The sequence below is a fragment of the Ornithinibacillus halotolerans genome (assembly GCF_014637405.1).
Taxonomy (GTDB): Bacteria; Bacillota; Bacilli; order Bacillales; family Amphibacillaceae; genus Ornithinibacillus; species Ornithinibacillus halotolerans.
In genome coordinates this window covers 169,425-195,995 of sequence record NZ_BMEY01000007.1, presented here as the reverse complement: position 1 = coordinate 195,995, position 26,571 = coordinate 169,425, and the positions used below count along the sequence as shown (strand labels likewise).

Genomic DNA, 26,571 nt, shown 5'->3' with positions numbered 1-26,571 from the left:
ATTCGCAATATTTTATTAAGTTTATTATCGTTGTATATTTACAATAAAATAATTTATAATATAAAGTTTATACATTTTTCACAATATCGTAAAGACTAGGACAAAAGTATCCCTACTTTTAATGGTAAACTATAGATAGATTAAACTAATCACTCTTTTATAAGGGGTTGAATACAATGCTTTCTAGTCTTATGTTAGGTGCTAACAATAGCGCTAATATTTCTATATCTAATGAATTAAGAGAACTATTAGATTCTATTAGTACAACTAAAAAGGTAATGAAAAATGCTTTTATTTTTCACGAAGGTTTAGAAGCAAATGAAATTTATATCGTTAACACTGGACTTGTACAAGTGTCAAAACTAACTGCCGATGGAAAAGAACTAATCTTACGTATTTGTAATCGTGACGATATAGTCGGTGAATTATCTTTATTTAGTGATGATCCTAAATATTTACTAAGCGGAAAAGCTTTAACTGATGCTGAGATTCAAGTCGTTCAAAAGGATCAACTAGAAGATGCATTACTTTCCAATGGAAATTTAACATTTGAATATATGCGTTGGTCAAGTACACAAATGCGTAAATTCCAATCAAAGATTAGAGACCTATTATTAAACGGAAAGAAAGGTGCATTATACTCTACCTTAATTCGTCTTGCAAATAGTTATGGTTTAGAACAAGATGATGGCACATTAATCAATGTCTCTCTTACAAATCAAGAACTGGCAAACTTCTGTGCTGCAACGAGAGAAAGTATTAATAGAATGCTTGTTCACCTTCGCAAAATCGATGTCATAACTATCGATAAAACGGGAAGAATTTTTATTAAAGATTTAGATTACTTAAAAACAGAAATTGGCTGTGAAGGATGTCCAATTGAAATTTGTAATATTAACTAAAACAACCAACAATAGAGACTACTTGTTAGTCTCTATTTTATTTTAACGGTTAGTTTTCAATAATACTGTGATAATCGTCACTTCCAATTTCATTCACTAAAGCAATAGAATTTTATGAGGCTGTCGTTAAATGCTTAGCTAGAGACTATATGTTTTGTTTGTTTCTAGCTTTTTTGATTTACTAACCGCTCCCTTTCCTCTTAATCTATCGTCCTCCCTCAGTTATGGTTTACAAAAATCGACTGGAAGTTTATACTAAAAACAAATAATTTTTATATAATTTTGAACAATATATAAAAATTAAAGATATATAAATAAAATGGGGTAATCAAAATGGTTAAATCGATGTTTATTCATGAATTTAAAATGATGGTAACAAGCAGAAAAAATATTTTATTTCTCATCGCTCTAATAAGTCTGATTTTAACTTACTGTTTGCTAGTACTACCTACGAAAGAAACTCCAGATTCCTTTGACCCAGAAATAATGAAAAATGAAATCGTTGATCTTAAAGCAGTTCAAGATGGAATGATTTTAAGAGGCGGAACTGGATTCAACAGGATGGCTGGATATGCACCATTTGCAGACAATGTGTACAACGTAAAAATACAATCAAGAATGGTTCAAGCATTTGAAGATAAAGACTTTGATCGTTTTTTACAGTTTCGATTAAAAGGGTATGGTTTTCAACAAATGGCAATAATGAGGGACTGGGGTATGATTGGGAATGCACCATATCCTATGTTAGATCAAGGTCGTGATGATAGCATAAGATCACTTAAATATGAAAACTATCAAGAAGTTGGCATACCAATTACATACGACATGATTGAACAAAAAACAGCATTACAAACAATTAGTAATTTCCTCCTTGGAACAACGGCATTCATGGTGTTATTCTGTGCCATCTATTTTAGCAGTGACATGCTCTCTAAAGATAGACAACACCGAACAGTATTACAAGGAATCCCTATTAGTTGGTACCGTCTAATTAATGTTAAAACTTTTACCACATTTATCTACACATTAATCGTACTAATTGGTTTATTACTTTTAGCTACGATAATTATCTCTATTCAACACGGCTTCGGTTCCTTTAATCTCGCTGTACCGATCACTGTACCTAGTACTCAACCAGATGATTATTGGGGTTATCGATTCAGTGAATACGATACCATCTCTATGGCTAAGTTTTTCTTATTAATTGCAGGAATAGTACCTATACTTGTTTATTTATTTATTCGATTAAATGCTCTAATTAGCTTACTATTTAAAAACTCCTGGATTGTCCTAATGGTAAGTACAATTATCTTGTTTTCAGAGCGAATCTATTATTCTAGGACAAAAACTGAATTATTCGGTATAGACATTAGTAATATACCGATGACATATTTCGATTTTGGACGAATTGTATCCGGTGAAAAATATTACCTACTCCACCTTGAGTCTATTACGTATGGACAAGGAATAATTGTTTTACTATGTACTGTTTTAGCATTAGAGGTTTCTATCTTTATTGGGTCACGACTTATTAATAAACGACGTTATTTCAGTAAGGCTGCATAAGTAATTTATGCCTACCGTAATTTTAATGCTCGTTTAGAAAGGAAAATGAATATGTTCTGGAAGTATACGTCTTTTGAATCAAAGTTGTTGTTAAAAAATAGAAAAAATTGGTTTATTGGTGTGTTCCTATTACTCTTTTTCGTTTTATATTTTATGTATTATCAACAGATTACCCCTCCTACTCTACACGATCAAAAAAGTGGAGAATGGGGAATGGCTTACGCTGCGTTTGAATACTTGGACTTAACCCGTCACGATATTCCTGAAGTTGCAGAAGTTTATGATTATTACACAGAAATCGCATCCCTAGTCGGAATGCAACGGTGGTACATTGGAAATGGAAACGATAGTGAACAGTATGTGGATAATGGACTTGAGATTAACCGGCTCCGGCTAATCGTTGATGATTTAGGTAATAGAGGTATACCGGATCATTTAATTATTCCGAGGGAAGAGATTCTAAAAGAAGACGCAATGTTGCGTTATATTAAAGAAAACGATCTACCTATTGAATCTGATTCCTTTGCAACGAACCAGCATCTTACCAATGTTCTCGGAATGTTTACTGGACTCCTATTACTCGTTATTGTTTTAATAAGCGGAAACGAATTACTCGTTTATGAGCGAAAACATCATTCCGTATTAAAAGGGTTTCCAATCTCATTTATGAAAAAAGTAACTAGTAAAATTGCTGTACATTTTATCCAACTTTACATTTTCCTAGTATTTGGTTTTCTATTCGGTGTAATCTACGTAGCTAACAAATTAGATGCAAACGAATTTTCTTTTCCAATACTAGTTTATAAAAATGAGAACTTTATAGCTGTATCGACATCTGAATATTTACTGTACATGTTTCTAGGATTAGCTTTAATAATAGTTTTAATATTAAGTTTGTCAGTTCTATTTAATATGCTTTTCCGAAATGCTTTTGCTAATATTCTTATTGGGCTTGGGATCTTTTTACTCCCAGATATCGCATCAGCAGCAGGTCTGAAAGCTACATTTTTACATCCAATTAAATATATCGATTTAACTAAAGTTCTATCCGGTGATTTAGCAACAGAATTAGGTAATAGCAGTATTGATTATTGGAATGCTATGGCTACTTTAGGAATCATCACCATTGTCATTCTCGGAACTATTTTTACTATAAATAAATTAGTTTATCATCGAGTTCCAAAAGATATGCCATTAGAGAAAGCATTCTAAAATAAAATACATTAAATTTAGAAACGGGGGATAATGATGCTTAAGTTAGAGAATATCTCTGTTAAATATAAAGATAAAGTCGTATTAGAAAACCTATCTTTTTCTGCAAATAGTGGGGAAATTATAGGGCTAGTAGCACCAAACGGTACAGGGAAAACAACCTTATTTAACGTGATTGCTAATTACCTTAAACCTAATAAAGGAAATGTTACTTTTAACGGGAATCTTCAATATAAGACAGAAAGAAAAGAATTATCCATTCACAAACAATTAGTCACTCTTCCTGATCAGGGAGACTTATTTGAAGAATTATCTGGTGTTGACCATATGAAACTATATGCCAATATGTGGAAAGGTTCTTCGAAACAAGTAAAAGAAATATATGAAGAATTGCATATGGAAGGATATGTAAAAAAGAAAGTTAAAACGTACTCTCTCGGTATGCGTCAACGTTTGTGTTTTGCTATGATTGCTGCAGCCGATACACCAATTATGCTAATGGATGAAGTAATGAACGGATTAGATGTAGCAAATGTATCGCTTATATCTAATCGGCTTATGAAAATGAAACAAGAAGGTAAGTTAATTTTTATTGCCTCTCACTTATTGGCAAACCTTGATCTATATGCCGATCGTGTCATTTACTTAAGAGATGGCGGCATTGTTCATGAGCAACGGCTAAATGAAACAGACGAGGAATTCATCAAAATACAAGTAACAGAAGAACAATACGAGAAATTACAATATGCATTACCAGAGAACCATTTGTATATCGGAAAAAGACTCTGTTGTATCCCAGTCACTGGATTGTCAATGGAAGAAAAGAAGGAATGGATAGAAAAGCTATCTGAATACAAAGACAAGGAACTAACAATTGGTCCACTCGGCACACCGGAATTTTATGAAAGATATTACCATGAAGATTGATTTTGTGCAGAATATTAGGAGGAAAATAAATGAAGCGAATTCTTTTATTAATTTGCATCGCTAGTTTATTTATAGTAATGGGTTGTTCAGAGCAACCTTCAGAAAAAGTATTAGCTTACAAAGAAAATAATGAAATAATCGGTTCCGAGCGAGATCAAATTATTGGCAATGTTAGTGATACCATCTATAAATCTATAGATCGAAGCAATACCGAAGCGGAAGAGTTAATTGTAGGTCCTATCGAAGGGACTGGTGAAGATATTACTCTACCAGAAGGAAGATATAACATCTTCACGGCCCCAAGCTCCGATGGTACTCCTTCTGCTGGAAGAGTTGTAATTTACGATGAAGATGGTAATGAACTCCTTCAAGAAATTTTTGATTCCTATTATGGAGTGGGTAGTGTGACAGTTGATGTAAATGAATCACACACAATCCATTTTGATGGGATCGAAGAAGCAATTATTCAACCAGCAAGCACTCAACTATCCACTGATTTAACAACTGGAATTTGGGAAGTTGGATTAGACATTGAAGCAGGTAACTATTCCGTTTACCCTAATGAAGACTATTCATATGGCACTGAATTAGCAGAATTAATGATTTTTGAAAAAGGAAAAGAACCTAGACTGTTCGAAATCTTAAATACTAGCAAAGAATCACCAATAAATGTTGAATTAAAAGATGGTCAAAAAATAAGAGTCGCAAGTATTAATAATCTGACATTTGAACCGAAATAATAGATAGATATAAATAAATATTAAGCTAGATACTTGTGGTATCTAGCTTTTTTGTTAAGTTAACTTATGAATTCATCGGTATTTTTCAAGAGTGGTATTATACAGTATCTGCTTCCTCGAATTCATCTTCATGTATAAATAAAGATTGAATTAAAAAGACAATAATTCCAAGAGCAGTAAATACAGATGTCCAACCAAGTGCTTTTTGCTCGGCTACTAGATAGTTGTTGCATAACTGTGCAGGGGAGAAAACATATAGTCCTCCCACTATTACATATATAACGGATAAGCAAGTAAGGATTATGTTTTTTCCTCGCTTGGTAAGTTTATTCCAACTATCTCTAAGTGGGACACCAGCTAAAAACGGTAAACTAATAAATTTAAAGATTTCTATCTCAGTCACCGTTATGGCTTCATCCATTGTTCTAGGAATCATCCAATAGATAACGATAATTAAAAATAATAACATACCTGGAATTCCATTTTTATTCCAAGTTGAGAAAAAGTTAGGAAAACGAGATTTTAGAAATGGAGTAATTAATATACCGACTATAACTAAAAGAGGCATTTGCATATGCATATGAATGACCATAATCGATTCTGACACATGAATAACTGGAGGGAGCATTAAAAATAAATATAATAAAAGCCCATATTTTACTTGTCTCATACTACATTCCCTCCCCTTCCCCAGTTAAAATTGTGTGAACCTTCGTTGCTGCTTCTTTCGTTTTTGTATAGTCCATCACTTCAACCAATTTCCCTTCTGGATCAACTAAGTAAAATGCGGAATTATGTGTAAATCCTCCTGAATTATCTGGTATTACAATTACACCAAATGCATCTAGCAAATTCTGCAATTCTTGCTTATCTTCAATTCTAGTCATTCGCCAAGTTTCTTCATCACTATTAAAGAAATGACTATATTTTTGTAATGCTTCGATATCGTCACGATCAGGGTCAAAACTAATACTTAAAAATACAATATCTGTTCCGATATATTCTTTCGGTATTTGGTTATATACTTCAGCAAGATTCATTTCAAGTTGAGGACATACGTCGGTACATTCCGTATAAACAAAAGTTAGCATGACATATTTTCCAGCAAATTCATTAAAAGTGTAATTCCTTCCTTTACTATCTTCTAAAGTAACTTGAGGAAATTCTGGTCTTTCCTTCTCCAATTGTAGTAGTCTTGCTGTCTCAGCAGTGTAGGCTTTAAACCCATCTGTACCAATAAAAAACAGGACAAATCCAAATAGAAAGACGATAAGAATTGCTATTGTTTGCTTCTGAGGTTTTTTCATTATTTTCACATCCTACAGTTGATATTTTGAAAAGGAAAGAGATAGCCTAGATAATAAGACTATCCCTTATTTTTCAAATTACCATGTTCTAAATCCTGGTGATCCTGGAGGTCCATTAAATATCATTTCTGTTAGTGGCATTACATAACCCATTGCTAAGATGATAATTAACATAGCAACTACGATGCCCCAATTTTGTGTCCATTTCGGAGTATTCTTCGTTCCGTCTGTTTCTGCAACTGGGAACTCTGTATTCCCTTTAGGTGCTTTGAACATTAGATGGAAGACAATGTATACCATTAAGATTACGGCTATCATTAGTAATGTTCCACCGATTGCTAGGAAGAATAAGTAAGGCTCCCAGCCTAGTGCTGTTGCGTTATCGCCATACGTGGAGTAAGATGTTCTTCTTGGTGACCCAAGTAAACCTACCCAGTGCATGGCACCAGCCATGAAGATCATTCCTACTGTCCACATTACTGTTTGAATAATACCGATTTTATTCATTTTAGGTGTCAATACACGTCCAGATAGATGTGGTACTAACCAATAAACGATTCCAAAGAATGTTAATGCAACTGTTAAACCTAATGTAAAGTGGAAGTGTCCTGTCACCCATAATGAGTTGTGAACTACTTGGTTTAAGTGGTGGTTTGTTTGAGCGATACCACCTGCTCCACCAGGAATGAATGCTGCCATCGCGATAAATGGTGCTAAGAATCGTACATCACCCCAAGGTAATTTCTTGAACCAACCGAGTAATCCTTTTCCACCGTTTTTACGGCCAACTTTCTCAAATACTGCAAACATAGCGAATGCTGTCATTAAAGAAGGGAATGCGATAGATAAACTCATGAATACGTGTGCAAATTTCCAACCTTCTGTAATTGCCGGGTCAATAATTTGGTGATGGAATCCACCAGGAATGTTCAGAATAACTAGTAAGATAACAACTAATCTAGTTAGAGAATCACTAAATCCTTTACCACCAATTAGTTTAGGTACTGCTACATACCATGCTGATACTGCTGTAAAGTACCATACGTTAACTAATGTGTGACCGAATCCCCAGAATAGAGTTCTTGATACCATTACATTAACTGTTTCCGTCCAACCAAATGCCCAAGGGATAAGTGTTAATACTTCAACTGTTACTAATATACTTGCACTGAATAAAAGTAGGAATGCTCCAACTGCAAAGTATGCTAATAATGGAAGATGTTCACCTTTATGCTTTTTCTTCCAATTCCATGCATTAATAAATACCCCAAATGCTGCTAACCAAATTCCAACTACTAGGAATACCAATCCAATGTAGAACCATGGTGAAGCTTGCATTGGTGGGTAGAATGTGAACATTACAGATGCATCACCTGCAATAATCGTTGCTGCTACAAGTACTGTTCCGAATACCGCTGAACCAAATGCGATCCAGCCAAGTTTTCTTGTAATTGGTATTAATCCACCAAGTACATGTGATATAGCTGCATAAAAGTAACCAATCATAAATAATGTTGTGAATACTAGAATCATTAAAATACCATGAGCAGTAAGCGTTTGATAATAACCAAACCAAGAAGGTAAATTAAATAATCCAGCTCTATTTAAACCTTGTAAAAGTCCTAATGTTCCTCCGATAAGTAATACGATAAATGCTAGAGACAAATATGTTTTTGTAAGTTTTGCATCTTGAGGATTAACTCCTAAAGCTTTGTTAACTTTTTCTCCTAATTTCGTTTCTGCTAAAGCCATAATCTTCTCCTCCTTTCCTATTTAACGGTAATCGTCGTACCCATGATTTGGTGACCGATACCACAATATTCATTACATAAGACTAAGAATTCTCCTGCCTCATCAAATGTTTTTGAAATTCGTTGAATATAACCAGGTGTGACCATGGCGTTTAAGTTTGTACCGGCTACTTGGAAACCGTGAATTACGTCTTTTGATGTCATAATAAACTCAACTTCAGCTCCAACAGGTATTTCAATGTTATTTGGAGTAAATTGGAAAGCAGACAAAGTCATAACTACTTCATATTTATTTTCTCCAACTTGATAAACACCAGGTTCGCTAAATAATTCATGTTCATCTACTTTTTCAGGATCTAGGGTTTCCATACCACTTGGAGGCCCCATTGATTTTGCAAATCCTTGATAACCAGTGATTACCATGGAAAGCACTAAAATACCTACGCCGACTATCAGCCAAATTTCCTCAGCACGATTAAACTTCATATTATTACCTCCTTTTTAAATTCGTACCATATATAAAGTTAGTAGTAATGCAATAAATAATACGATTCCTCCACCTACAAAAATTAATGAGGAAGCTAATGCCCCTTTATAAGAGTGATCTTCTTGCAAGTTTTCATGTTCATTTACTTTTATTTCTTTATTGACTGCCATTATCAATCCCTCCTTTATCTTCACCTTTATTTTATTTTGAAAAGAGACTCTTAAGTGTGAAATAAATCACACTACACCTGTGATTTTCACCTCATTTTCCGCTTCAGATGACAAAATTGTGAACTGGAAGAGGGATGTGACCTTCGAGCGAGAGTTTGTGACCTTGTGTGAGCGGTATGCGACCTTAGGGAGAGAGTTTCTGACCTTGCGTGAGCGGTATGTGACCTTCGGGGTGGAGTTTGTGACCTTGCGTGGGCGGTATGCGACCTTAGGGTTGGAGTTTGTAACCTTGCGTGAGCGATATGCGACCTTCGAGAGAAAGTTTGTGACCTTACGTGAGCGATATGCGACCTTCGAGTGAGAGTTTCTGACCTTGCGTGAGCGATATACGACCTACGAGAGAAAGTTTGTGACCTTACGTGAGCGATATGCGACCTTCGAGAGAGAGTTTCTGACCTTACGTGAGCGATATGCGACCTTCGAGAGAGAGTTTGTGACCTTGCGTGAGCGGTATGCGACCTTCGAGAGAGAGTTTGTGACCTTGCGTGGGCGGTATGCGACCTTAGGGTTGGAGTTTGTGACCTTACGTGAGCGATATGCGACCTTAGGGGTGGAGTTTGTGACCTTGCGTGGGCGGTATGCGACCTTCGAGAGAGAGTTTCTGACCTTGCGTGAGCGGTATGTGACCTTCGAGCGAGAGTTTGTAACCTTGCGTGAGCGATATGCGACTTTCATATGAGAGATATAATCTTTGTTAGGGAGTATAGATGTCTGACTATATTTTCATATTTGTAATATAAAAGGTTTATGCTCAATTGTTACAGAACATAAACCTAAAAAACCGTACAAAATAAGAAATATTAATCACCAAAGATGGAACGATTTCCTCCTGGTATTTTTGAATTCTGTGGGTACTTCTCTAGTGGTGGGGCGTGGTATTTCCTAGCTCTATTGTTACCGGAGTATTCTAAGTTCATGGAGTTTAGGATGCGACGTGCAATCTTTGGAGAGTTAATTTGAAGTATTTCACGACAAACCCGATTAGTAATAGTTGGTTCAAAAAGCAAAAAATAATCATAAATCTTTTGTTCATGGGCTGTTGGATCAACATCTCCACATTTCCCACATTCCCATCTTTTTCTCTTTTTGTATATAAGGGGAAAATGGCCACATTTCGAACAAACTATACCTTTAGCCAAATGTTGCTCTTTAATACGAAATTGATTAATTAAATCTGGCTTCAGTGGGTTATTTTCTTGAACTAACTTTTTATTTAATTTTCGGATTACCGTTTGATTGTATATGCTTCTAGTAAACTTAGTATATAAATTATCAAATGTAGTTGGTAAAGTTTCTAATTGAATAAACTTTGCTTCCTTGTCTTCGTCTAAATACGTAAGAATTGATGAAGGATTAGTGGACACTCCAATGGTCTCTATTGGAATTGAGGGAAATCCATTCTGTTGTAACCATAATATAAATTGTCTTTTTTGGTTATCAGCCTGTAAAATTGGATTTTTTTGGCTTCTTCGCTCTTCTCCGTCAATTTGGATTAGCTGTTTTGTACGAGGATTATACTGAAGTTCACCTTTTAAATTTTTAATTTCGATAATGAATATAACCATAGGAGTTAAAATTAGGTTATCAATCTGGAAGTTGATGGAACCATTTTTAAGGCGGAGTCCTTGGAAAATGTAGGCGTGACTATGAGGATAACTAGTGATAAAATAATCGGCACTTTTTTCTCCGTAATAACCAGCACGGTGACTGGCATATTCCTCTATTAGGGTTTTGTTTTCGCGGAATTTAGGAAGCAACCACCTAAATAGAGCTTCGTAACAAAGCACCGTATAGGGCTTAGTTCGATAAATCATTATTTTTTTCAATAAGTATCACTCCTTAAGAAATTATCCCTATATTATTTCTACAATTATTTACAAAATCCTTCTTATTTTACACAAAATATCATTTTGAATTATACTAAAATACTGCTAATCCCTATGTTGCTAGCAAATTGATAATCATGTGCTAACCACATATTTAAATTATGTACCCTTATAACCATACTATCTTACCTTCCTATCGAACTATGTGACCTTTAAATCAAACTATCTTACCTTACAATTAAACTATGTGCCCATAAAGTCAAACAATCTCACCTTCCCATCGAACTATGTACCCTTATAACCATACTATCTTAACTTATCCTTTACTTATGTGCCCTTTAAGCCATACTATCTTACCTTACCATCGAACTATGTGCCCTTATAGCCATACTATCTCACCTTCCCATCGCACTATGTGCCCATAAATCCATACTATCTTACCTTACCATCGCACTATGTGCCCTTTAAGCCATACTATCTTACCTTACCATCGAACTATGTGCCCTTATAGCCATACTATCTCACCTTACCATCGCACTATGTGCCCATAAATCCATACTATCTTACCTTACCATCGCACTATGTGCCCATAAATCCATACTATCTTACCTTCCCATCGCACTATGTGCCCTTTAAGCCATACTATCTCACCTTCCCATCGCACTATGTGCCCTTTAAGCCATCTCTCTCCTTGCCGCGTTCAATATTCACCCTTACCTACCAACACAATAAAACCAGATACCCCAAGACCGGGATACCTGGTTTTATTATATTCGTTATTCAGTTACAATTATCTTACCAACCGCACCTTTTTCTACGTGGTCAAATTGGTGAGTGACAAATTTGTAAGTGCCTGGTTCCTTAACGACGAATTCTACTACTGCTCCCCCACTAGCTGGTAGCCCAACTGTTTGCATACCTTTTAGGTGGTTATGTGGGTGACCATCAATATATACATCTTCTAAAATTGTACCAATGACGTGAAAGCTACTTACTTCATTCGGACCAACATTATTGAGATAGAAACGTATTTTATCGCCTACTTTTGCTTCAAGTGGTGTGTCAATTAAAGCACCGACAGTACCATTTGTATTTACTTGACCTTTTTCAAGAGCTTTTGCAGAAAATACTACTTGAGAAGGATCATTATGTGTCATATCATCTAAGTCATTATATTTATACCATTCATTTTGGATGATAACGAATTCTTTATCGACTTCATCATCAGTTGGATAACCATCTGTTGGTTTCACAATGATGACACCATGCATCCCGTTTGCAATATGAGTTAACACTGGGTCAGTACCACAGTGATACATAAATACTCCAGGGCTTGAAGCTTGGTAAACGAATGTTCCTTCTTCATTAGGCATTACATTGGCAAAGCCTTTATCTGGTGCTGTATGAACGGCATGAAAATCCATACTATGTGGGACGGCTGGGTCCATATTATCTAAAGTAAAATGAATCGTATCTCCTTCATTTACTACGACTACTGGACCAGGAGCCTCACCATTAAATGTCCATGCTTTATACATATATCCATCATCTAATTCAATATCAGTAATTTGAGATGTCATTTTCACATAAACGTCTGTTCCGTCACGATCCATTTCTAATGGTACAGGTTCTTGATTGATCTCTTCATGAGGAGCAAACACTTGAGCGCTAACAGATTCATTATTCTTATCTACTACATGTACTTCTTCTATTTTCCCTTGTTGTGTGCCACATGCTGCTAGAAGTAGAACAGGAACACTTAAGCCTACAAGTAAACCATACTTAATTTTTTTCATATCGTTCACCTCAGTGTTTTTAATAGATAAGATAATCTCGTTAGCTTTATGTGAAGTGATGAACTTATTATCTTATCTTCATCTTTATTATATAAGCGAATATGAATTTTACATGTGATATATATCACATATAACTATAAAAATATGAACAACATTGGAAGACATAAAAAAACCCTTAGTCCGTTAATGATTACTAAGGGTTTTTTTGCATCATAGTATTGATTATTGTACAACTAATGTTGCGATCATATCGCCATGACCTTCACCGCACATAATGCTGCAGTAGATTTTATATTCACCAGGTTCTGTTGGTGTAAATGTTGCTGTTCCTTCACCTTCAATACTTACATCTAAGCCTTCAATGGCAATTCCGTGATGACCTGCTTCATTTGTTAGAGCAACAGTAACTTCTTCTCCTGCTGTTACTACATATTCATCTTTATCAAAATCAAAGTTTGTTGCTATGATATTTACATCTGCATCTGAACCCGCGTCTGAGGATGTATCGTTTGAAGCTGTGTCATCTCCTCCACAAGCTGCTAATACTAAAATCAAAGAGAATAATAATCCTGTAAGTAATCCTTTTTTCATCATAATTTCCTCCTAGAAATCTATTTTTCTTACATCTTTATCGTAATATGGAATGAATGAATCAAGTGTGATGTACATCACACATACATAGGTGATTCACGATTATGTCACAATTGGGAACTGTCCCCTTTGATACTATTTTTTACCGATGGCTACTCTCCACAATGTAGGTCCATTCTCTAAATACTCCCATGTAAATTCTCCATCTCTTTCCATCATAAATTGATAATGAAGTGGTTTTGGATCATGGTCATTTGTCAATTCCATAAATTCACCGGACTTTAGTTCATTAAATACTTCAAAGATTCTTGGATGACGTATTCTTGGTTCTATATCTGGTGCATGTAACTTTGTTGCAAATTGAATATCACTCATTGTTTTACCTCCTATTATTTAGTTCAATTTCATCATAGTTCTTATTAAACAATTATTTAGTGAGATTGTTCACTTCTTGCCTATGATTTTCATCACGCACATATTTCGGGTATGATAGTATTATTGGAAGAGAGAAATTAGAAGGGATGATTTCATGACACCGAAGGCAATACGAGAACTTTTACAACGGTTTACATTATTTAAAGATTTAACGGAAGAAGAAATGATTCCCATCGTGGAATTAGCAAAACATAGACTATTCTTTCAGGGGACACATTTATTTATGCATGGCGATCCATTAACAAGTGTTTATTTTATACAGAAAGGTAAAATTAAAATTTATCGGACAGATATCCATGGAAAGGAACAAATTATCAATGTGTTAGGACCCGGTGAGATGTTCCCACACCAAGGTTTTTTTAGAAAAGATAATTATCCTGCACATGCAGAAGTTATGGAAGATTCCAATCTTATTTACATCCCAATTAATCTATTTGAAAACTTCTTAATTAATCATCCAGAAATTTGTGTGAAACTTTTTAAAGTACTTGGTGATAAAATTGTAGATTTACAAAACCGCTTAGAAGAAAAAATGCTTCACAATACATATGAACAAGTAATTTTATTACTATTACGTTTAGCAAAAAATAATGGGAAAGAACATGATGAGAAGTTAACAAAGATTACATTACAACTTACGAATCGAGAATTAGCTAATATGATTGGTTCAAGCCGTGAAACGGTTAGTCGAACATTAACACAGCTGAAAAAGAAAAATTTAGTTAGTTCAAATGATAGTGGTTACCTACTTATTGATATGGAAGCATTACAAGATGAATTAATTTAAGGATTACTCAAGCGGATTTTCCCCTTGAGTAATCCTTTTCTTTATTTATACAATAGAAAAACACCAGCCAAGTAAATCATTGGCTGGTTCTATATTCCATATTATCTTCAGGTTAAACCGTTAATTTCCCCTTTTCACGTAATGCTCTAGGGATATACACACAATATGGTTCACTTTCCATATAATCTCCTGTCACATTGTAAGCTCTTGAGCGTGAGCCACCACATACATGACGGAATTCACAAACTCCACACTTCCCTTTATATTTATCAGGGTTCCTTAAGTTTTGGAATACTTCTGATTCCCGATAAATTGTTGGTAATGGAGTAACTCGAACATTTCCGGCCTTAATTGGTAATAATCCACTAGGGTAAACATCCCCAGTATGAGAGATGAATACAAAACCATTCCCATCATTAACACCTTTAGGGGCACGGCCTAATCCATCTATTTGACCTGTTTTTCCTTTATTAATTGCATCTTCATAAAATATATGTTCCTTATCGCTCATTCCTTTTTTCTCACGCATTTTCTGCTGAATGACAACACGGCGATAATGCTGACCTGCTGTTGTTTTAATATCAAATGGCACACGTTTGGAAAGCTTGTATAGCCATCGGAATACTTTCTCATGTTCTGCTGGTGAAATCATATCCGATTCTTTTCCTCTTCCGGTTGGAACAAGGAAAAATACACTCCATAAGACACAACCAAGCTCCTCTACCATAGCTGCCATTTCATCGAGATACTCATAATTATATCGAGAAATAACCGTATTAATTTGAAGTGGCATATTTAATTCATGAAGATATTTAATGGCATTCATCGTTAGGTCAAACGAACCTGTTGTCCCACGAAAATGGTCATGAATCTCTGCACAATGTCCATCAATACTAAATGCCCATCGAGCAAGCCCAATATCTTTTGCCTTTTGCATTGCTTCTTTCGTTACATTTGGTGTGGCTGATGGTGTCATCGAAACACGGATACCTTTTTCAATTGCATATTTGGCAATATCAAATACATCCGGACGTTCAAGTGGATCTCCTCCGGTAAAAACAAGCATCGGATTATCCATTTCATATATATCATCTATTAATTTTTTACCTTCTTCAAATGTCAACTCTAGTGGATGTCGATGGTGCTGTGCTTCTGCACGACAATGTAAACAATGAAGCTGACATGCACGTGTTAGTTCCCAAATCACAATAAACGGATTTTCATTATAGTCTCGATTAAACAAAATAATCCCTCCCTATACTGGTGACGTTTTTACTTTAAAACATGATTACATTCGTAGGTGTGACAAACTTCACACTTAAAGGAAGAAATGGCTGCTAGGAATATATTGTCATGAAACTTTAAGAATAAATCCATGAAATCTACTAATTTACACGGTATTATAGAAGATAGACGTTTTAAAAGATTGGAGATTAATAATAATGAAGAAATGGTATATATATGCAGCAATTATTGTAGCCGCCATTATCGGTGTAATTTTGTTGCTAACGAATGTAATATCAGATGAGGAATCGACTAAGGATGACACTAATTCAGTAGTTTCATCAAAACCTCTCCCTATTCCTCCGATATTGGAAGACAAGGACCCAGATCCAAATAGAGCTGAATTTCATCTAACTGCCCAAAAAGGAAAAACAGAAATACTAGATGGAATTGAATCGGATACACTTGGCTATAACGGAAATATTCTTGGGCCAGTCATTCGAGTGCGTGAAGGTGAAAAGGTAGCAGTAAAAATGAAAAATAGTTTAGATGATCCGACTACCTTGCACTGGCACGGACTCCGTGTGGATGGAGAAAATGATGGTGGACCACATTCTGGGATTATGCCTGGGGATACGTGGGAACCCGAATTTACAATTGAACAACCTGCCGCAACGCTTTGGTATCATCCTCATATGATGCAATCAACCGCTAAGCAAGTATATGAAGGGCTTGCCGGGTTGTTTATTATTGAAGACGAAGTATCCGATAGTTTAGCTATACCGAAAGAATATGGTGTAAATGATTTTCCACTAATCATACAGGACAAAAATATTGATAAAGATGGAAATATGAAATATGAGCCAGGAATGAATGATATTATGATGGGGCTTTATGGTAGTTCATTTCTTGTCAATGGAGCAATAAATCCGTTTCTAGAAGTACCGCAGGGAATGGTACGATTACGCCTATTGAATGGCTCAAACGGTAGGACATATCACTTTGAATTATCTAACGGCCAGAAGTTTTATCAAATAGCTACTGATGGCGGATTTTTAGAAAAGCCTGTAGAGATGACTTCATTACAAATGAGTCCAGCTGAAAGAGCTGAAATCTTAGTTGATTTTTCAGAATTAAAACCTGGAGAAAGAATTAAACTCATTGATAGTGGCTCTGAATTAAGCCGAACTGTTACAGATGAAGGTGCAGTAGAGCTAATGGAGTTAATCGTATCTGAGGAAAGTACCGAAGTCTATGAGATTCCAGAGCAATTAACTAAAATTGATAGATATGATGTCGAGCAAGCTAACGTTACAAGAGATATGGTGCTTGCTGGGGTTGGAGCAACATTAACCATCAACGATAAAACAATGGATATGACGCGCATAGATGAAGAAGTAAAATTGAATGATACCGAGATTTGGGTTGTGACCAATCAACGAACAGGTACTCAAGGCGGAATGCCGCACCCATTCCATCTACATGGTGTGCAATTTCAAGTCTTAGACCGTGATGGGAATCCACCAGCAGAGAATGAAACTGGTTGGAAAGATACTATCTTAGTTCACCCTGGTGAAACCATACGCATTATTACTAAATTTGAACATATAGGTATCTTCATGTATCACTGCCACATCCTCGAACATGAAGACGCCGGCATGATGGGCCAATACGAAGTGAAATAAAAATAACTTTTTTAAGAAGGTGTCTGACACTTCCCGAAAAGAATAGAATATTGTCGAATAAAAAAGAAGTGCTAGAAGCCAATATAATAGGTTTCTAGCACTTTTTTATTTTCTTTTCATATTTAATTTTATTACAACTACCTTCTCAATAATAGACCAAGGAACAAATTTCTTCACATACCATAACTTACTTGTCCCTTTCCCAACACGATAACGTAGCTTTGGTTTCTTGGCAACTGTAATTCTCCGCACCAAATTAGCTACTTCATAAGGATCACCGGCATTCTCGTATGCTTGCTTCGCAAATTGTAAGGCATTTCGCTTTAGAATCTCTTCTTCTAGTATATCTTTACCTATCTCTAGTCCTTTTTCCCAAATACCAGTTTTAAAAGAGCCAGCTTCAACCATCGAAACATATATATTTTCAGAGAGTAATTCTAGCCGTAAGCTTTCGCTAAAACCTTCTAACGCAAATTTGGATGAGCAATATGGCCCCATTCCTGGAAAACCAAAGAATCCGCTAACACTACTTATATTAATGATTTGACCTCTCTTAGCCTTTTTTATTAAAGGTAATAAATATTTTGTAGTACGAATAACTCCCATTATATTTGTGTTATATTGGCTTTCCCAATCCTCAACAGATAAATCTGTAATGAATCCACCTTGCGAATAACCTGCATTATTAACTAACACATCGATATGGCTATAACGAGTTTTTACTTCATCTACCGTACTTTGTATTTGCTCTTCATCGGTAACATCCATCTCTATTACTTCTAATTTATCTTCCATCTTTAACCTTTTTACCGTATCGACTAATGCAGTCTGTTTCGTAGTATTTCTCATTGCTGCAATAACTGTAAATCCTGACTTAATTAATTCAATCGTAATCAGTTTTCCAAACCCACTATTAGCACCGGTAACAAATGCAACTTTCATCTGATTCTCCTCATTAAGCTTATTATTTTTTCATTAATTTTTCGAACCATTTATTTACTTCTTCTTCACTATCCCGGTTAAATATGACATAGTCATCCTTTATTGCTATGTACAGGTATGGTCCACTTTCCCCTTTAATAAAAAGTCTACCGTTTCCATAGGGCTCTTCCAACTTATACATACCTTTTTTTATGTTCCCGGTTGAAAAGCCATTCTTTCTAAGCTTTACATTCGGTAATTCTTCTAAGATTCTTACCTCCTCTATTTGATTAAGAGGCCACTCTATCCCATACATTCCAGAAATAACAAAAGTGTCATCTTCTATGTAAATTTCGTTCTCGGAACTACCACTTAATGTTAACCATCCAATGAACCCAATAATAATTACATTAGTAATTCCTAGGATCCATAACATCTTCTTCCGTTTGGATGGTACTTCAAACTTTTGTAAATACATTAATCCACCTAATAAGAAAATAGTAAATAACCCAAACCCAATCTCCATCCCGTATGGCACCTTTAAGATGGGTAGGATAGTAGCTAATAGTAGCATGTAAAAAGAATAAAGCATAATTTTCCCCAACACGTCAATATAACCATTTTCTTTTAAATATTCTTGTTCGTCTTTTGGCCGATTAGAGAAACCAGAGATGAGACTTAACTCTTTTTTCTTTACAATTAGATACGTTATTCCGCCATAGATAATAAGTGTCCATCCCATTACAATAGCGTATATTATCATACCTTTTGACATTCACGAACACCTCTTAACTTTATTTACATAGCTAAATTTATACTTTTGCTGGTTCTGGAATTAAAAAATGCATAATTGCTGCCAATACTAATATAACAATTGAAATGTACAAAGCTATAGTATAACTACCGTATAATGTATACACTACCCCCGGTATAAACGCTCCTAGGGCAGATCCGATTTGGTGTGCTAACGATAAACATCCAACAATAAAACCAATAGAATAATATTTAAAATATTGTGTTGCTAACATTTGCGTAGGTGCAACAGTCGCAAAATCTACAAGTCCAAATATGACTGAAAATGTAATTAATAGTTCAGTATTCTGAGCATAGATTAACATTCCAAATGATAGAGCTCTTGTTATGTATAAGAAGATTAATAATTTTCTACTACTCCATTTATCAACAATTACACCAGATAATAAAATTCCAATAATATTAAAGGCTGCTAACACACTTACCGCTGTACTTGTTACTATTGTAGCATGTCCATGATGACTTGAATAAGGAATTAAATGTGTGTCAATTAAACCGGTTGTAGTAAACCCACAAATCGCAAATGGTAATAAAAGAAACCAAAATTTGCGCATCCGAAATACGATCCACATCGATGTATTCTTATTATTTTCCGTCGCATCCTTGTCGTCTGTTTGTTCTGGTATACCACCAATAGGAAGAAGCCCTTTGTCTTTTGGATGATTTATTAATGCAAGAAGAACAATTGGAAACACGATAACAATTAATAAAAGTCCTAAAGCAAGATTTGCAATTCTCCAATCAAAATACTGAATCAATAGTAATGATCCAGGAACTAGTAGCATCTGTCCAAAACCAAAACCTGCCTCTAATATACCTAAAGCAAGTCCACGTTTTTTTGTAAACCAATGAACAACTAAAACCGTCCCGACGACATTAGATGCTCCACCATCTCCAACAGATACAATCGAATACAGGAGAAACAATTGCCATAACTAAGTAATAAAGGTGATGGCAAAAAAACAAATACCTACCAACAATGTACTAATGGATAGGATTACTCTTGCCCCATAATTATCAACTAATCTACCAATTATGGGCTGGGTTATTCCATAAATAATAAAACTGATTGTAGAAATTAATGATGTTGTTCCTCGAGTGATAGAAAGGTCCCTCTCCCAAGGTTCCATAAAAGCTCCAAAAGCTAGCCGTGCACCTTGTACTGCTAAAAATGCTAGAAAAATATCAACTATGATTACCCATGCATAATGAATTTTTCTATTCATTCAAACGCCTCTCTTCTCTACTTAATGAAGTATTAATATTCGATAGTTTAATATGATTTAAAGTTAATTGCAAGAAAATTCCCAATTAATAGCTTAATCATCTTATTTTAACCAAAATAAAAAAGCTAACCAATTAAGGTTAGCCTATCTCCTAAAACTATTTAACTAGCAATATTTAACATTTGTTTAATTTGATCATCAATGTCTTCGAATGTCGTATCTAACGCCAAAGCTAATTCCTCAAATAAAATTTGTTGTGTTTTTTTCAATAATTTCTTGTCTTGTTCTGCAAATGATTTTCGGTCAACACTAGCTTCATGTTTCTTTTTCATTAATGTATTCACTACTTTTGAAATGTCTGTCCGATTTGCACTTCTAATAATATTATTATATTCCTTATTTCGTATTTTTACATCACTAATCCATTCAATCCCTGGTTCATTAAATGTTTGAAGAACTTCCTTTGCTTCCTCTTTATCTACTAATCGAATCATTACGACTTTGTCATTATTAATTGGCATAGAGATTTTTAAGTCAGTATTATCAATTGGATGTAATTCATAGTACGTACGAATTTTACCTCCAAATTCTTTATCACAAATATCATCAATCTTACAGACACCATGTTCCTCATGAACAATTAATTCTCCAACTTTAAACATTGACTATGCCTCCATTTTTAAATCGTCAACTTAGTTTACAATATCTATTGTACACTTAATTCTCTCTAACGTCAACTTAGTTGACAATTAGCTTATATATTTAATATAGTTATGACGAATATATTTACGGGAGTGAAACCTTTGGAAGAATCATTTCAAATTCTTGATCTAATTGACTCCATTAGTGAAAGACATTTGCAATTACGTAAGCTTACTCAAACACTTTGGAATAATAGTTCAGATATATACTTATCGAATTCAGAATGGTTTATTATTTCTATAATTGTTAAAAAGGAAGTACCTATTTCATACATTACAAATAAAGTAGATATTACTAGACAAGCAACTCATAAACTAATAAAAAGTTTAGAATCTAAAGGAATAGTAGAAACATTTTATGTTGCACATAACAAAAAGAATAAATTCATTCGATTAACGCCATTAGGGGAAGAATGCTATAGAAAAAACGAGGCATTAAAAGCAACTATTGAACAAAAAATTGCAGCCAAGATAGGAAACGACAATCTAGATATATTTAAACAAATCTTAAAAGCTGATTGGGGAATATGAGAAATTATTATAGCCAACAGAAAATGTACTGTTGGCTACCCCATTCAATTAATTGTTTCATGGAACTTCTCGATTTCCATTCGTAATGTTTCTATTTCTTGTTCGGTAACATCCATACTTCCATATCGTACTTTTTGATAGATATCCACATTTACTTGTATCCCGATGCGTTTGAACCATTCATTAATTGTTTCAGATTTTTTCCTACCAATCTTTTGTTTATAAGCTTGTCTTTCAAAATCATGAACCATTTTCCTAACAGGGTGCTTATTCTCATTTCTTGAAGTAATCATCTTTTTTACCATTTTAGAATACACTTGAAGTCCATCGGTCAGTTTACCTAGCATCCCTCTTCTACCAATACCTTCATGTGTAGCTGGATCTCGCCTTATTACAATAAACAAAATAACAACACAAGAAATAGCTAAAAAAATTAAGAAGCCGATTAGTAACATACCCAAAATGGAAGTTATTCCAGAACTACCCTCACTAAACAATTTTTCCATATGCCCCAATTCTACTTGTTCTTCTAAAAAATCCCCTTGGTCGTACTGTGTAACAAATTGCAAAAGGTATGTAAATCGACCAACAATCGTTAGGAAAAAATAAATGATTTGATCTATCGCTCTACTAAAAAAATCCTGACTAGTAATGAGAAATGCCACTACTCCACCACAAAATAAACATATCGTCAAACCGATAGTATATATAGATGAAGACATACGTCTTCTTTTATCATCCAGTACTGCGATATGACTGAATATATAACCTAAAATTAAGGTAAATAGTAGTAGACTGAAAAGTAAAATTGCATATATATTATTTGTTAATGCATACACAGCCAATGAAAATAATGTCGACATAAATGTATACCTTGTCTCACGCCCGACAATAAGTAATTGCCGTATCCGTAAATATCTCCATATAATAATTAAGGAAAGAAGAAAGCTGAGTAAGATAGGAAATTCTAGTAAAATGTATCCACAAAATAAAAACGGTGTTATCCAATAATAATATTTATATTCAATTCCCTTTATTTCCAACCATATAAATAGACCACATAAGGGAATTGCCGGTATTAATGTATTCCAAACTGGTATCCAATTATAAGAAAAGTGAATTGGAACAATCATAATTATTGAAATAAAAATCATTTCACTAAGAAAGTGGTATTGATCAGAAATAAATTGTCTTCTTTCCCCCATCTATAACAACCCCAATTTCTTTGGTTTTTATGTATAAATACATCAATTATAATGGGAATTTTCTACTAAGTCCAATAAGTATTTAAATAATCAGACTTTAAAACACTGCCTATTAACTTTTCACTTTTACTAATTATCTTTGTATCGATTGAGCTCCATCTTTAATTGATTTATTTCTTGTTCTGTTACGTCCATTTTTCCATATCTTACTTTTTGATAAGTATTTACATCTACTTGCAACCCAATTCTTGTAAACCACTCTCTTAACGTTTCAGACTTTTTCCTACCAACCTTATTTTTAATTGCCTTCCTTTCAAATTCGTGGACTAGCTTTCTGACAGGATGTTTCACTCCAATTCTTCTATATTTGAACCGCTTTAGAAAGTTGGAAGTAGTAGTCAAATTATTTGTTAAGAATCCGATCACTCCTCTACCACCAGTACCTTCATGGGAGGATGGATCCCTTTTTAAAATCTTCATTAAAATAAAAACACAAATAATTGCAATGATTAAACCTATAATAAAATACGACATTGCAAAAAGAGAAATTAAGTTAAATCCATCTTCTTCAAACTTTGGTTGCTCAATTAGCGTAATCTCCGAATCCCCTTCACCTATCATTTCACTAAAAAAATTCTCGAGGAACTGAAATAGATAAGTAACTCTTCCAACTAAGGACAAGAGAGTGTATTCGACTTTATTCCATGCTGATAAAAGATAGGATTGGGTGCTAATCCAATATGCAATTAACCCTCCCACAATGAGAAACGAGAGTAAATTTAAACTAAATCGAAAAGCAAACCAACTTTCTTTTTTCTTCTCTATTACCGCTACATGACTATACATAAATCCAAAAATAACAATTAATAATTGGAAAAAGAAAAAAATGATAGACATTGTTTCTTTAGTTAGAAAATAAGCTAATAAAGAAGCCACTCCCGTAATAAATATGTAAAGTGATTCTCGGCCACTAACTAATAATTGCCTAATACGTAAATATCTCCATATAATGAGCACTGACAAAATCAAGCTTATAAATATTGTAAACTTCAATAAAAGATAGGTCATAAATAGGAATGGAACGATAAAGTAATATTGTTTGTATTCTACTCCTTTTACTTCAAGCCAGTAAAATATCAAACATAAAGGGATTGTTGGAAGAAAGGTATTCCATCCCCATATCCAGTCGTAATAATAATGAATTGGAATGAGGACAACGATGGAAATAAACATCATTTCAGCTATAAAGTGGTATTGATCAGTCAAAAATTGGCGTCTCTCTTTCAATTTTCCTCCACTCCATTTCTTGAGATAATTGATTGTGGATCATTATCGTTTTTTTATGTATATTTAATACAGAATTTTCTATAAAGTCTTTATATAAGTTTAACATATTTTATAAAACAAAAGACTTTTCGTAAGCAGAAAAATGACTATTATTGGAGTGATAAACATGACAAGGGCAAAACATATAATGATTGAAGGTCACCATCTGTTTATTAATATTATTGGGTATGGGGAACCGATTATTTTTCTACACGGAGGCCCAGGTAGTGAGCACCGTTTTTTCTTACCACATATACTACCTCTAGCAAAACATTTTCAGTTAATCTTGTATGATCAACGTGGCTGCGGTAGTTCAGATCCTTTACCAGGGAATAACTACTCCATCGAGGAAGAAATAAATACACTAGAATCTTTGCGGAAAGAACTACAACTAGAGAAGATTAATATATTTGGAGAATCATGGGGCAGTATGCTCGCACTTTCTTATGCAGCTAGCTTCCCAGAGAGAGTAAATAAGCTGTTTCTTACCGCAGCAATTGGTATAAACAATAAAGGATTTAATATGTTTAAGAAGGAATTATTAAAGAAAATATCGATTAAAGACAAAATAAAACTCGTTTCCACAGATAGAAAAGCAAATAAAGGTCATGCATCTACGGATGATTTGTTAGATATATTAGACCCTTACTATGTATTTGACAAGAATAATTTATTAAAAAAGAGTAAAACAATCATGAACCATACGGTGAATCATGTCATGGTAGAGGACATTGAGAAAAATTATGATTTAACTAGTCATGTAGAACAGCTAGCAAATATTCCAATCCTTATTGCACAAGGAAGTCATGATATTTTAAGCCCTACCATAATTGAAGAGTTATTAATTAAATTTATTCCTCATGCACAATTACATCCATTGGAAGACTGTGGTCATTGGACAGTGATTGAAAAGCCCGATGAAATCAATTTATTAGTTGAACAGTTTTTCCAATCAGAAGTTGAAGCGATTAAAAAATAAGAAACCGCACAATTACGTGCAGTTTCTTATTTACTGTTTATTCGGACCAAAAACCCGATTTTCACCTGTTGACTCCTTACCTGCTAATCGTTTCATTAATGTTTGTTTCCAGTTTTCTGCTAATAGATGACACGAGGCTAAGTTCTCATTTAGCTCAAGGTCATCTTTTTTTACGTACATGACTTCATTACAATTAGCAATTGTCCATTCAGGATATGGACGCTCTATTAATGTAAATTCCAGGTCTTTTTGTATATACCCTTCTTTTAATACTCGGAAATACCAGCCTGTTCGTCCTGAATCTTGAATTCTCAATGCAAGGTCCATTGTTTTAAATCGACGAGCTGGTTTCCAACACGGTCTTCTCGGCTGGGAAACTTGAATTACCGCTTCTCCAAGCTGATATGTATCACCAATACAAACAGAACTTTCTTCCATGAATTTAACAGCTAAGTTCTCACCGAATCCACCAGCATGCATGGCTTCTATTTCTTGCTTATTTTGCCAATAATCATAATGGTCTACCGTATAGGTAAAAAGCGCCTTTTCTGGTCCACCATGATTTTTCTTATCTGCTACCTCATCCCCAACAAGACCAGTAGTAGACAACCAAACCTTTTCTTTCGTTCCCTCTTTAAACATGCCAGATTCCCATTCTTTTTCCATTGACTTTGTTGCATTAGGATTGCCGACTTTTTTCACTTTGCCTACAAATAATTTTTGAACAAATGGTGTATTCAATTAGACTTCTCCTTTGATAAATTAATTCTCAGGCGGCAGTTTATACATAACTTCCCCTTTTTCATTTAAAAATTCCATTCTTGGCACATCATTGTTATCCACAACCATTCGTATTCGTGGAGTACCTTTTGAATCCATTAGCTGTACCTTTACATTTCCTTCTTTATCTTTCCCCATAAAAGCACGTTGAGCATTTCCTTCATACAGTTTATCTATTTCTTCACTTTTCACTTCTTCACTTAGATTGGATTTTTCTATAGTTGCTTGCTTCTCAACTAGTTGGGACAATGAAACTTTCGGACGATCATAAATCGAAAAACCATAAACACTCTCTCCTTTGTCCTCGGAGAAATGCATTTGGACAACTTGGTCCTGTTTATATTGATCAAACGTTAATGAACCTCCAGTAAACACATTACCTTCCTCATCAACTTCACTCCCAAATATGAGTCCACCACATTCCTCGCCAATACCATTATAAAACATAATCCCAGAAATTGGGTCACTTTGTCTATGGCCTGGTAATATATCTTTGCCATCCATAATCAATGGTGGAATATTTTCCTTATTAAATAATGTCATTTTGATCGTACCGTCTTTATCGACAATATTTAGCTTTTCTACATTTAATTCCGTAAATTTTCCCTTATTAGTTGCCATGA

At 34.5% G+C, this 26,571-nt stretch carries 26 protein-coding genes and 1 pseudogene; 9 read left to right on the top strand and 18 right to left on the bottom strand.

What is annotated here, in order from left to right:
- The first annotated feature begins 176 nt into the window (after positions 1-176).
- The 5 genes from IEV35_RS09075 (at position 177) to IEV35_RS09055 (ending at position 5,347) form a co-directional block, all read left to right on the top strand.
- Positions 177-902 carry a Crp/Fnr family transcriptional regulator gene (locus tag IEV35_RS09075; protein ID WP_188384354.1) on the top strand — a complete coding sequence of 242 codons (726 nt, stop codon included), beginning with the start codon at positions 177-179 and terminating at the stop codon, positions 900-902.
- Positions 903-1,235: 333 nt separating this feature from the next.
- Positions 1,236-2,468, top strand: a complete 1,233-nt coding sequence (locus tag IEV35_RS09070; RefSeq protein WP_188384353.1) for a hypothetical protein — start codon at positions 1,236-1,238, stop codon at positions 2,466-2,468.
- A gap of 51 nt (positions 2,469-2,519) precedes the next feature.
- Positions 2,520-3,680: an ABC-2 transporter permease family protein gene (locus tag IEV35_RS09065; protein WP_188384352.1), complete on the top strand. Its 1,161-nt coding sequence runs from the start codon at positions 2,520-2,522 to the stop codon at positions 3,678-3,680.
- Positions 3,681-3,716: 36 nt separating this feature from the next.
- Entirely contained in the window at positions 3,717-4,607 is an 891-nt protein-coding gene (locus IEV35_RS09060) for an ABC transporter ATP-binding protein (RefSeq protein WP_188384351.1), read from the top strand.
- Positions 4,608-4,636: 29 nt separating this feature from the next.
- On the top strand, positions 4,637-5,347 hold the full coding sequence (locus tag IEV35_RS09055; protein WP_188384350.1) for a hypothetical protein: 711 nt from the start codon (positions 4,637-4,639) through the stop codon (positions 5,345-5,347).
- A gap of 97 nt (positions 5,348-5,444) precedes the next feature.
- Here IEV35_RS09055 and IEV35_RS09050 read toward each other — a convergent pair whose 3' ends face one another.
- From IEV35_RS09050 to IEV35_RS09005, 9 genes are all read right to left on the bottom strand, one after another.
- On the bottom strand, positions 5,445-6,017 hold the full coding sequence (locus tag IEV35_RS09050) for a hypothetical protein (protein WP_188384349.1): 573 nt from the start codon (positions 6,015-6,017) through the stop codon (positions 5,445-5,447).
- Position 6,018: 1 nt separating this feature from the next.
- On the bottom strand, positions 6,019-6,654 hold the full coding sequence (locus IEV35_RS09045; RefSeq protein WP_188384348.1) for an SCO family protein: 636 nt from the start codon (positions 6,652-6,654) through the stop codon (positions 6,019-6,021).
- 78 nt (positions 6,655-6,732) lie between these two features.
- A complete protein-coding gene (locus IEV35_RS09040; RefSeq protein WP_188384347.1) occupies positions 6,733-8,406 on the bottom strand; it encodes a cbb3-type cytochrome c oxidase subunit I in 1,674 nt (557 codons plus the stop codon).
- A 17-nt stretch (positions 8,407-8,423) separates the two neighbouring features.
- Positions 8,424-8,891 (bottom strand): cytochrome c oxidase subunit II, encoded by a 468-nt coding sequence (locus IEV35_RS09035; RefSeq protein WP_188384346.1) that lies wholly within the window; start codon positions 8,889-8,891, stop codon positions 8,424-8,426.
- Between the two features lie 15 nt (positions 8,892-8,906).
- Positions 8,907-9,062, bottom strand: a complete 156-nt coding sequence (locus IEV35_RS09030; RefSeq protein WP_188384345.1) for a hypothetical protein — start codon at positions 9,060-9,062, stop codon at positions 8,907-8,909.
- Between the two features lie 860 nt (positions 9,063-9,922).
- Positions 9,923-10,948, bottom strand: coding sequence for a nuclease-related domain-containing protein (locus IEV35_RS09020; protein ID WP_188384343.1), 1,026 nt, complete (start codon positions 10,946-10,948; stop codon positions 9,923-9,925).
- A 776-nt stretch (positions 10,949-11,724) separates the two neighbouring features.
- Entirely contained in the window at positions 11,725-12,744 is a 1,020-nt protein-coding gene (locus tag IEV35_RS09015) for a multicopper oxidase domain-containing protein (RefSeq protein ID WP_188384342.1), read from the bottom strand.
- A 222-nt stretch (positions 12,745-12,966) separates the two neighbouring features.
- Positions 12,967-13,335: a cupredoxin domain-containing protein gene (locus IEV35_RS09010; protein WP_188384341.1), complete on the bottom strand. Its 369-nt coding sequence runs from the start codon at positions 13,333-13,335 to the stop codon at positions 12,967-12,969.
- Positions 13,336-13,470: 135 nt separating this feature from the next.
- Positions 13,471-13,710 carry a DUF2249 domain-containing protein gene (locus IEV35_RS09005; protein ID WP_188384340.1) on the bottom strand — a complete coding sequence of 80 codons (240 nt, stop codon included), beginning with the start codon at positions 13,708-13,710 and terminating at the stop codon, positions 13,471-13,473.
- Between the two features lie 154 nt (positions 13,711-13,864).
- Here IEV35_RS09005 and IEV35_RS09000 point away from each other — a divergent pair, with 154 nt between their 5' ends.
- Positions 13,865-14,557 carry a Crp/Fnr family transcriptional regulator gene (locus tag IEV35_RS09000; protein WP_188384339.1) on the top strand — a complete coding sequence of 231 codons (693 nt, stop codon included), beginning with the start codon at positions 13,865-13,867 and terminating at the stop codon, positions 14,555-14,557.
- Between the two features lie 112 nt (positions 14,558-14,669).
- Here IEV35_RS09000 and IEV35_RS08995 read toward each other — a convergent pair whose 3' ends face one another.
- A complete protein-coding gene (locus IEV35_RS08995; protein ID WP_188384338.1) occupies positions 14,670-15,800 on the bottom strand; it encodes a TIGR04053 family radical SAM/SPASM domain-containing protein in 1,131 nt (376 codons plus the stop codon).
- 199 nt (positions 15,801-15,999) lie between these two features.
- Here IEV35_RS08995 and IEV35_RS08990 point away from each other — a divergent pair, with 199 nt between their 5' ends.
- Positions 16,000-17,466, top strand: a complete 1,467-nt coding sequence (locus tag IEV35_RS08990; protein ID WP_188384337.1) for a multicopper oxidase family protein — start codon at positions 16,000-16,002, stop codon at positions 17,464-17,466.
- A 105-nt stretch (positions 17,467-17,571) separates the two neighbouring features.
- Here IEV35_RS08990 and IEV35_RS08985 read toward each other — a convergent pair whose 3' ends face one another.
- From IEV35_RS08985 to IEV35_RS08970, 4 genes and pseudogenes are all read right to left on the bottom strand, one after another.
- On the bottom strand, positions 17,572-18,408 hold the full coding sequence (locus tag IEV35_RS08985; RefSeq protein WP_188384336.1) for an SDR family oxidoreductase: 837 nt from the start codon (positions 18,406-18,408) through the stop codon (positions 17,572-17,574).
- Positions 18,409-18,430: 22 nt separating this feature from the next.
- Positions 18,431-19,162 (bottom strand): DUF3784 domain-containing protein, encoded by a 732-nt coding sequence (locus tag IEV35_RS08980; RefSeq protein ID WP_188384335.1) that lies wholly within the window; start codon positions 19,160-19,162, stop codon positions 18,431-18,433.
- A 37-nt stretch (positions 19,163-19,199) separates the two neighbouring features.
- Positions 19,200-20,426, bottom strand: a pseudogene (locus tag IEV35_RS08975) (MFS transporter).
- Positions 20,427-20,587: 161 nt separating this feature from the next.
- Complete coding sequence (locus IEV35_RS08970; protein WP_188384334.1) at positions 20,588-21,088, bottom strand: CarD family transcriptional regulator; 501 nt, start codon at positions 21,086-21,088, stop codon at positions 20,588-20,590.
- A gap of 132 nt (positions 21,089-21,220) precedes the next feature.
- On the opposite strand from IEV35_RS08970, the gene IEV35_RS08965 reads away from it, so the two are divergent.
- Complete coding sequence (locus IEV35_RS08965; RefSeq protein ID WP_308419777.1) at positions 21,221-21,658, top strand: MarR family winged helix-turn-helix transcriptional regulator; 438 nt, start codon at positions 21,221-21,223, stop codon at positions 21,656-21,658.
- Positions 21,659-21,702: 44 nt separating this feature from the next.
- On the opposite strand, the gene IEV35_RS08960 is transcribed toward IEV35_RS08965, so the two are convergent.
- Positions 21,703-22,863 (bottom strand): hypothetical protein, encoded by a 1,161-nt coding sequence (locus IEV35_RS08960; RefSeq protein ID WP_188384332.1) that lies wholly within the window; start codon positions 22,861-22,863, stop codon positions 21,703-21,705.
- A 129-nt stretch (positions 22,864-22,992) separates the two neighbouring features.
- Positions 22,993-24,129 carry a hypothetical protein gene (locus tag IEV35_RS08955; protein WP_188384331.1) on the bottom strand — a complete coding sequence of 379 codons (1,137 nt, stop codon included), beginning with the start codon at positions 24,127-24,129 and terminating at the stop codon, positions 22,993-22,995.
- Between the two features lie 187 nt (positions 24,130-24,316).
- Here IEV35_RS08955 and IEV35_RS08950 point away from each other — a divergent pair, with 187 nt between their 5' ends.
- Complete coding sequence (locus IEV35_RS08950) at positions 24,317-25,168, top strand: alpha/beta fold hydrolase (RefSeq protein ID WP_188384330.1); 852 nt, start codon at positions 24,317-24,319, stop codon at positions 25,166-25,168.
- A 30-nt stretch (positions 25,169-25,198) separates the two neighbouring features.
- Here IEV35_RS08950 and IEV35_RS08945 read toward each other — a convergent pair whose 3' ends face one another.
- The gene (locus IEV35_RS08945) at positions 25,199-25,909 is read right to left on the bottom strand and encodes an MOSC domain-containing protein (protein WP_229740693.1); all 711 of its coding nucleotides are present in this window, start codon (positions 25,907-25,909) and stop codon (positions 25,199-25,201) included.
- Positions 25,910-25,930: 21 nt separating this feature from the next.
- A complete protein-coding gene (locus IEV35_RS08940; RefSeq protein WP_188384329.1) occupies positions 25,931-26,569 on the bottom strand; it encodes a hypothetical protein in 639 nt (212 codons plus the stop codon).
- Positions 26,570-26,571 lie beyond the last annotated feature (2 nt).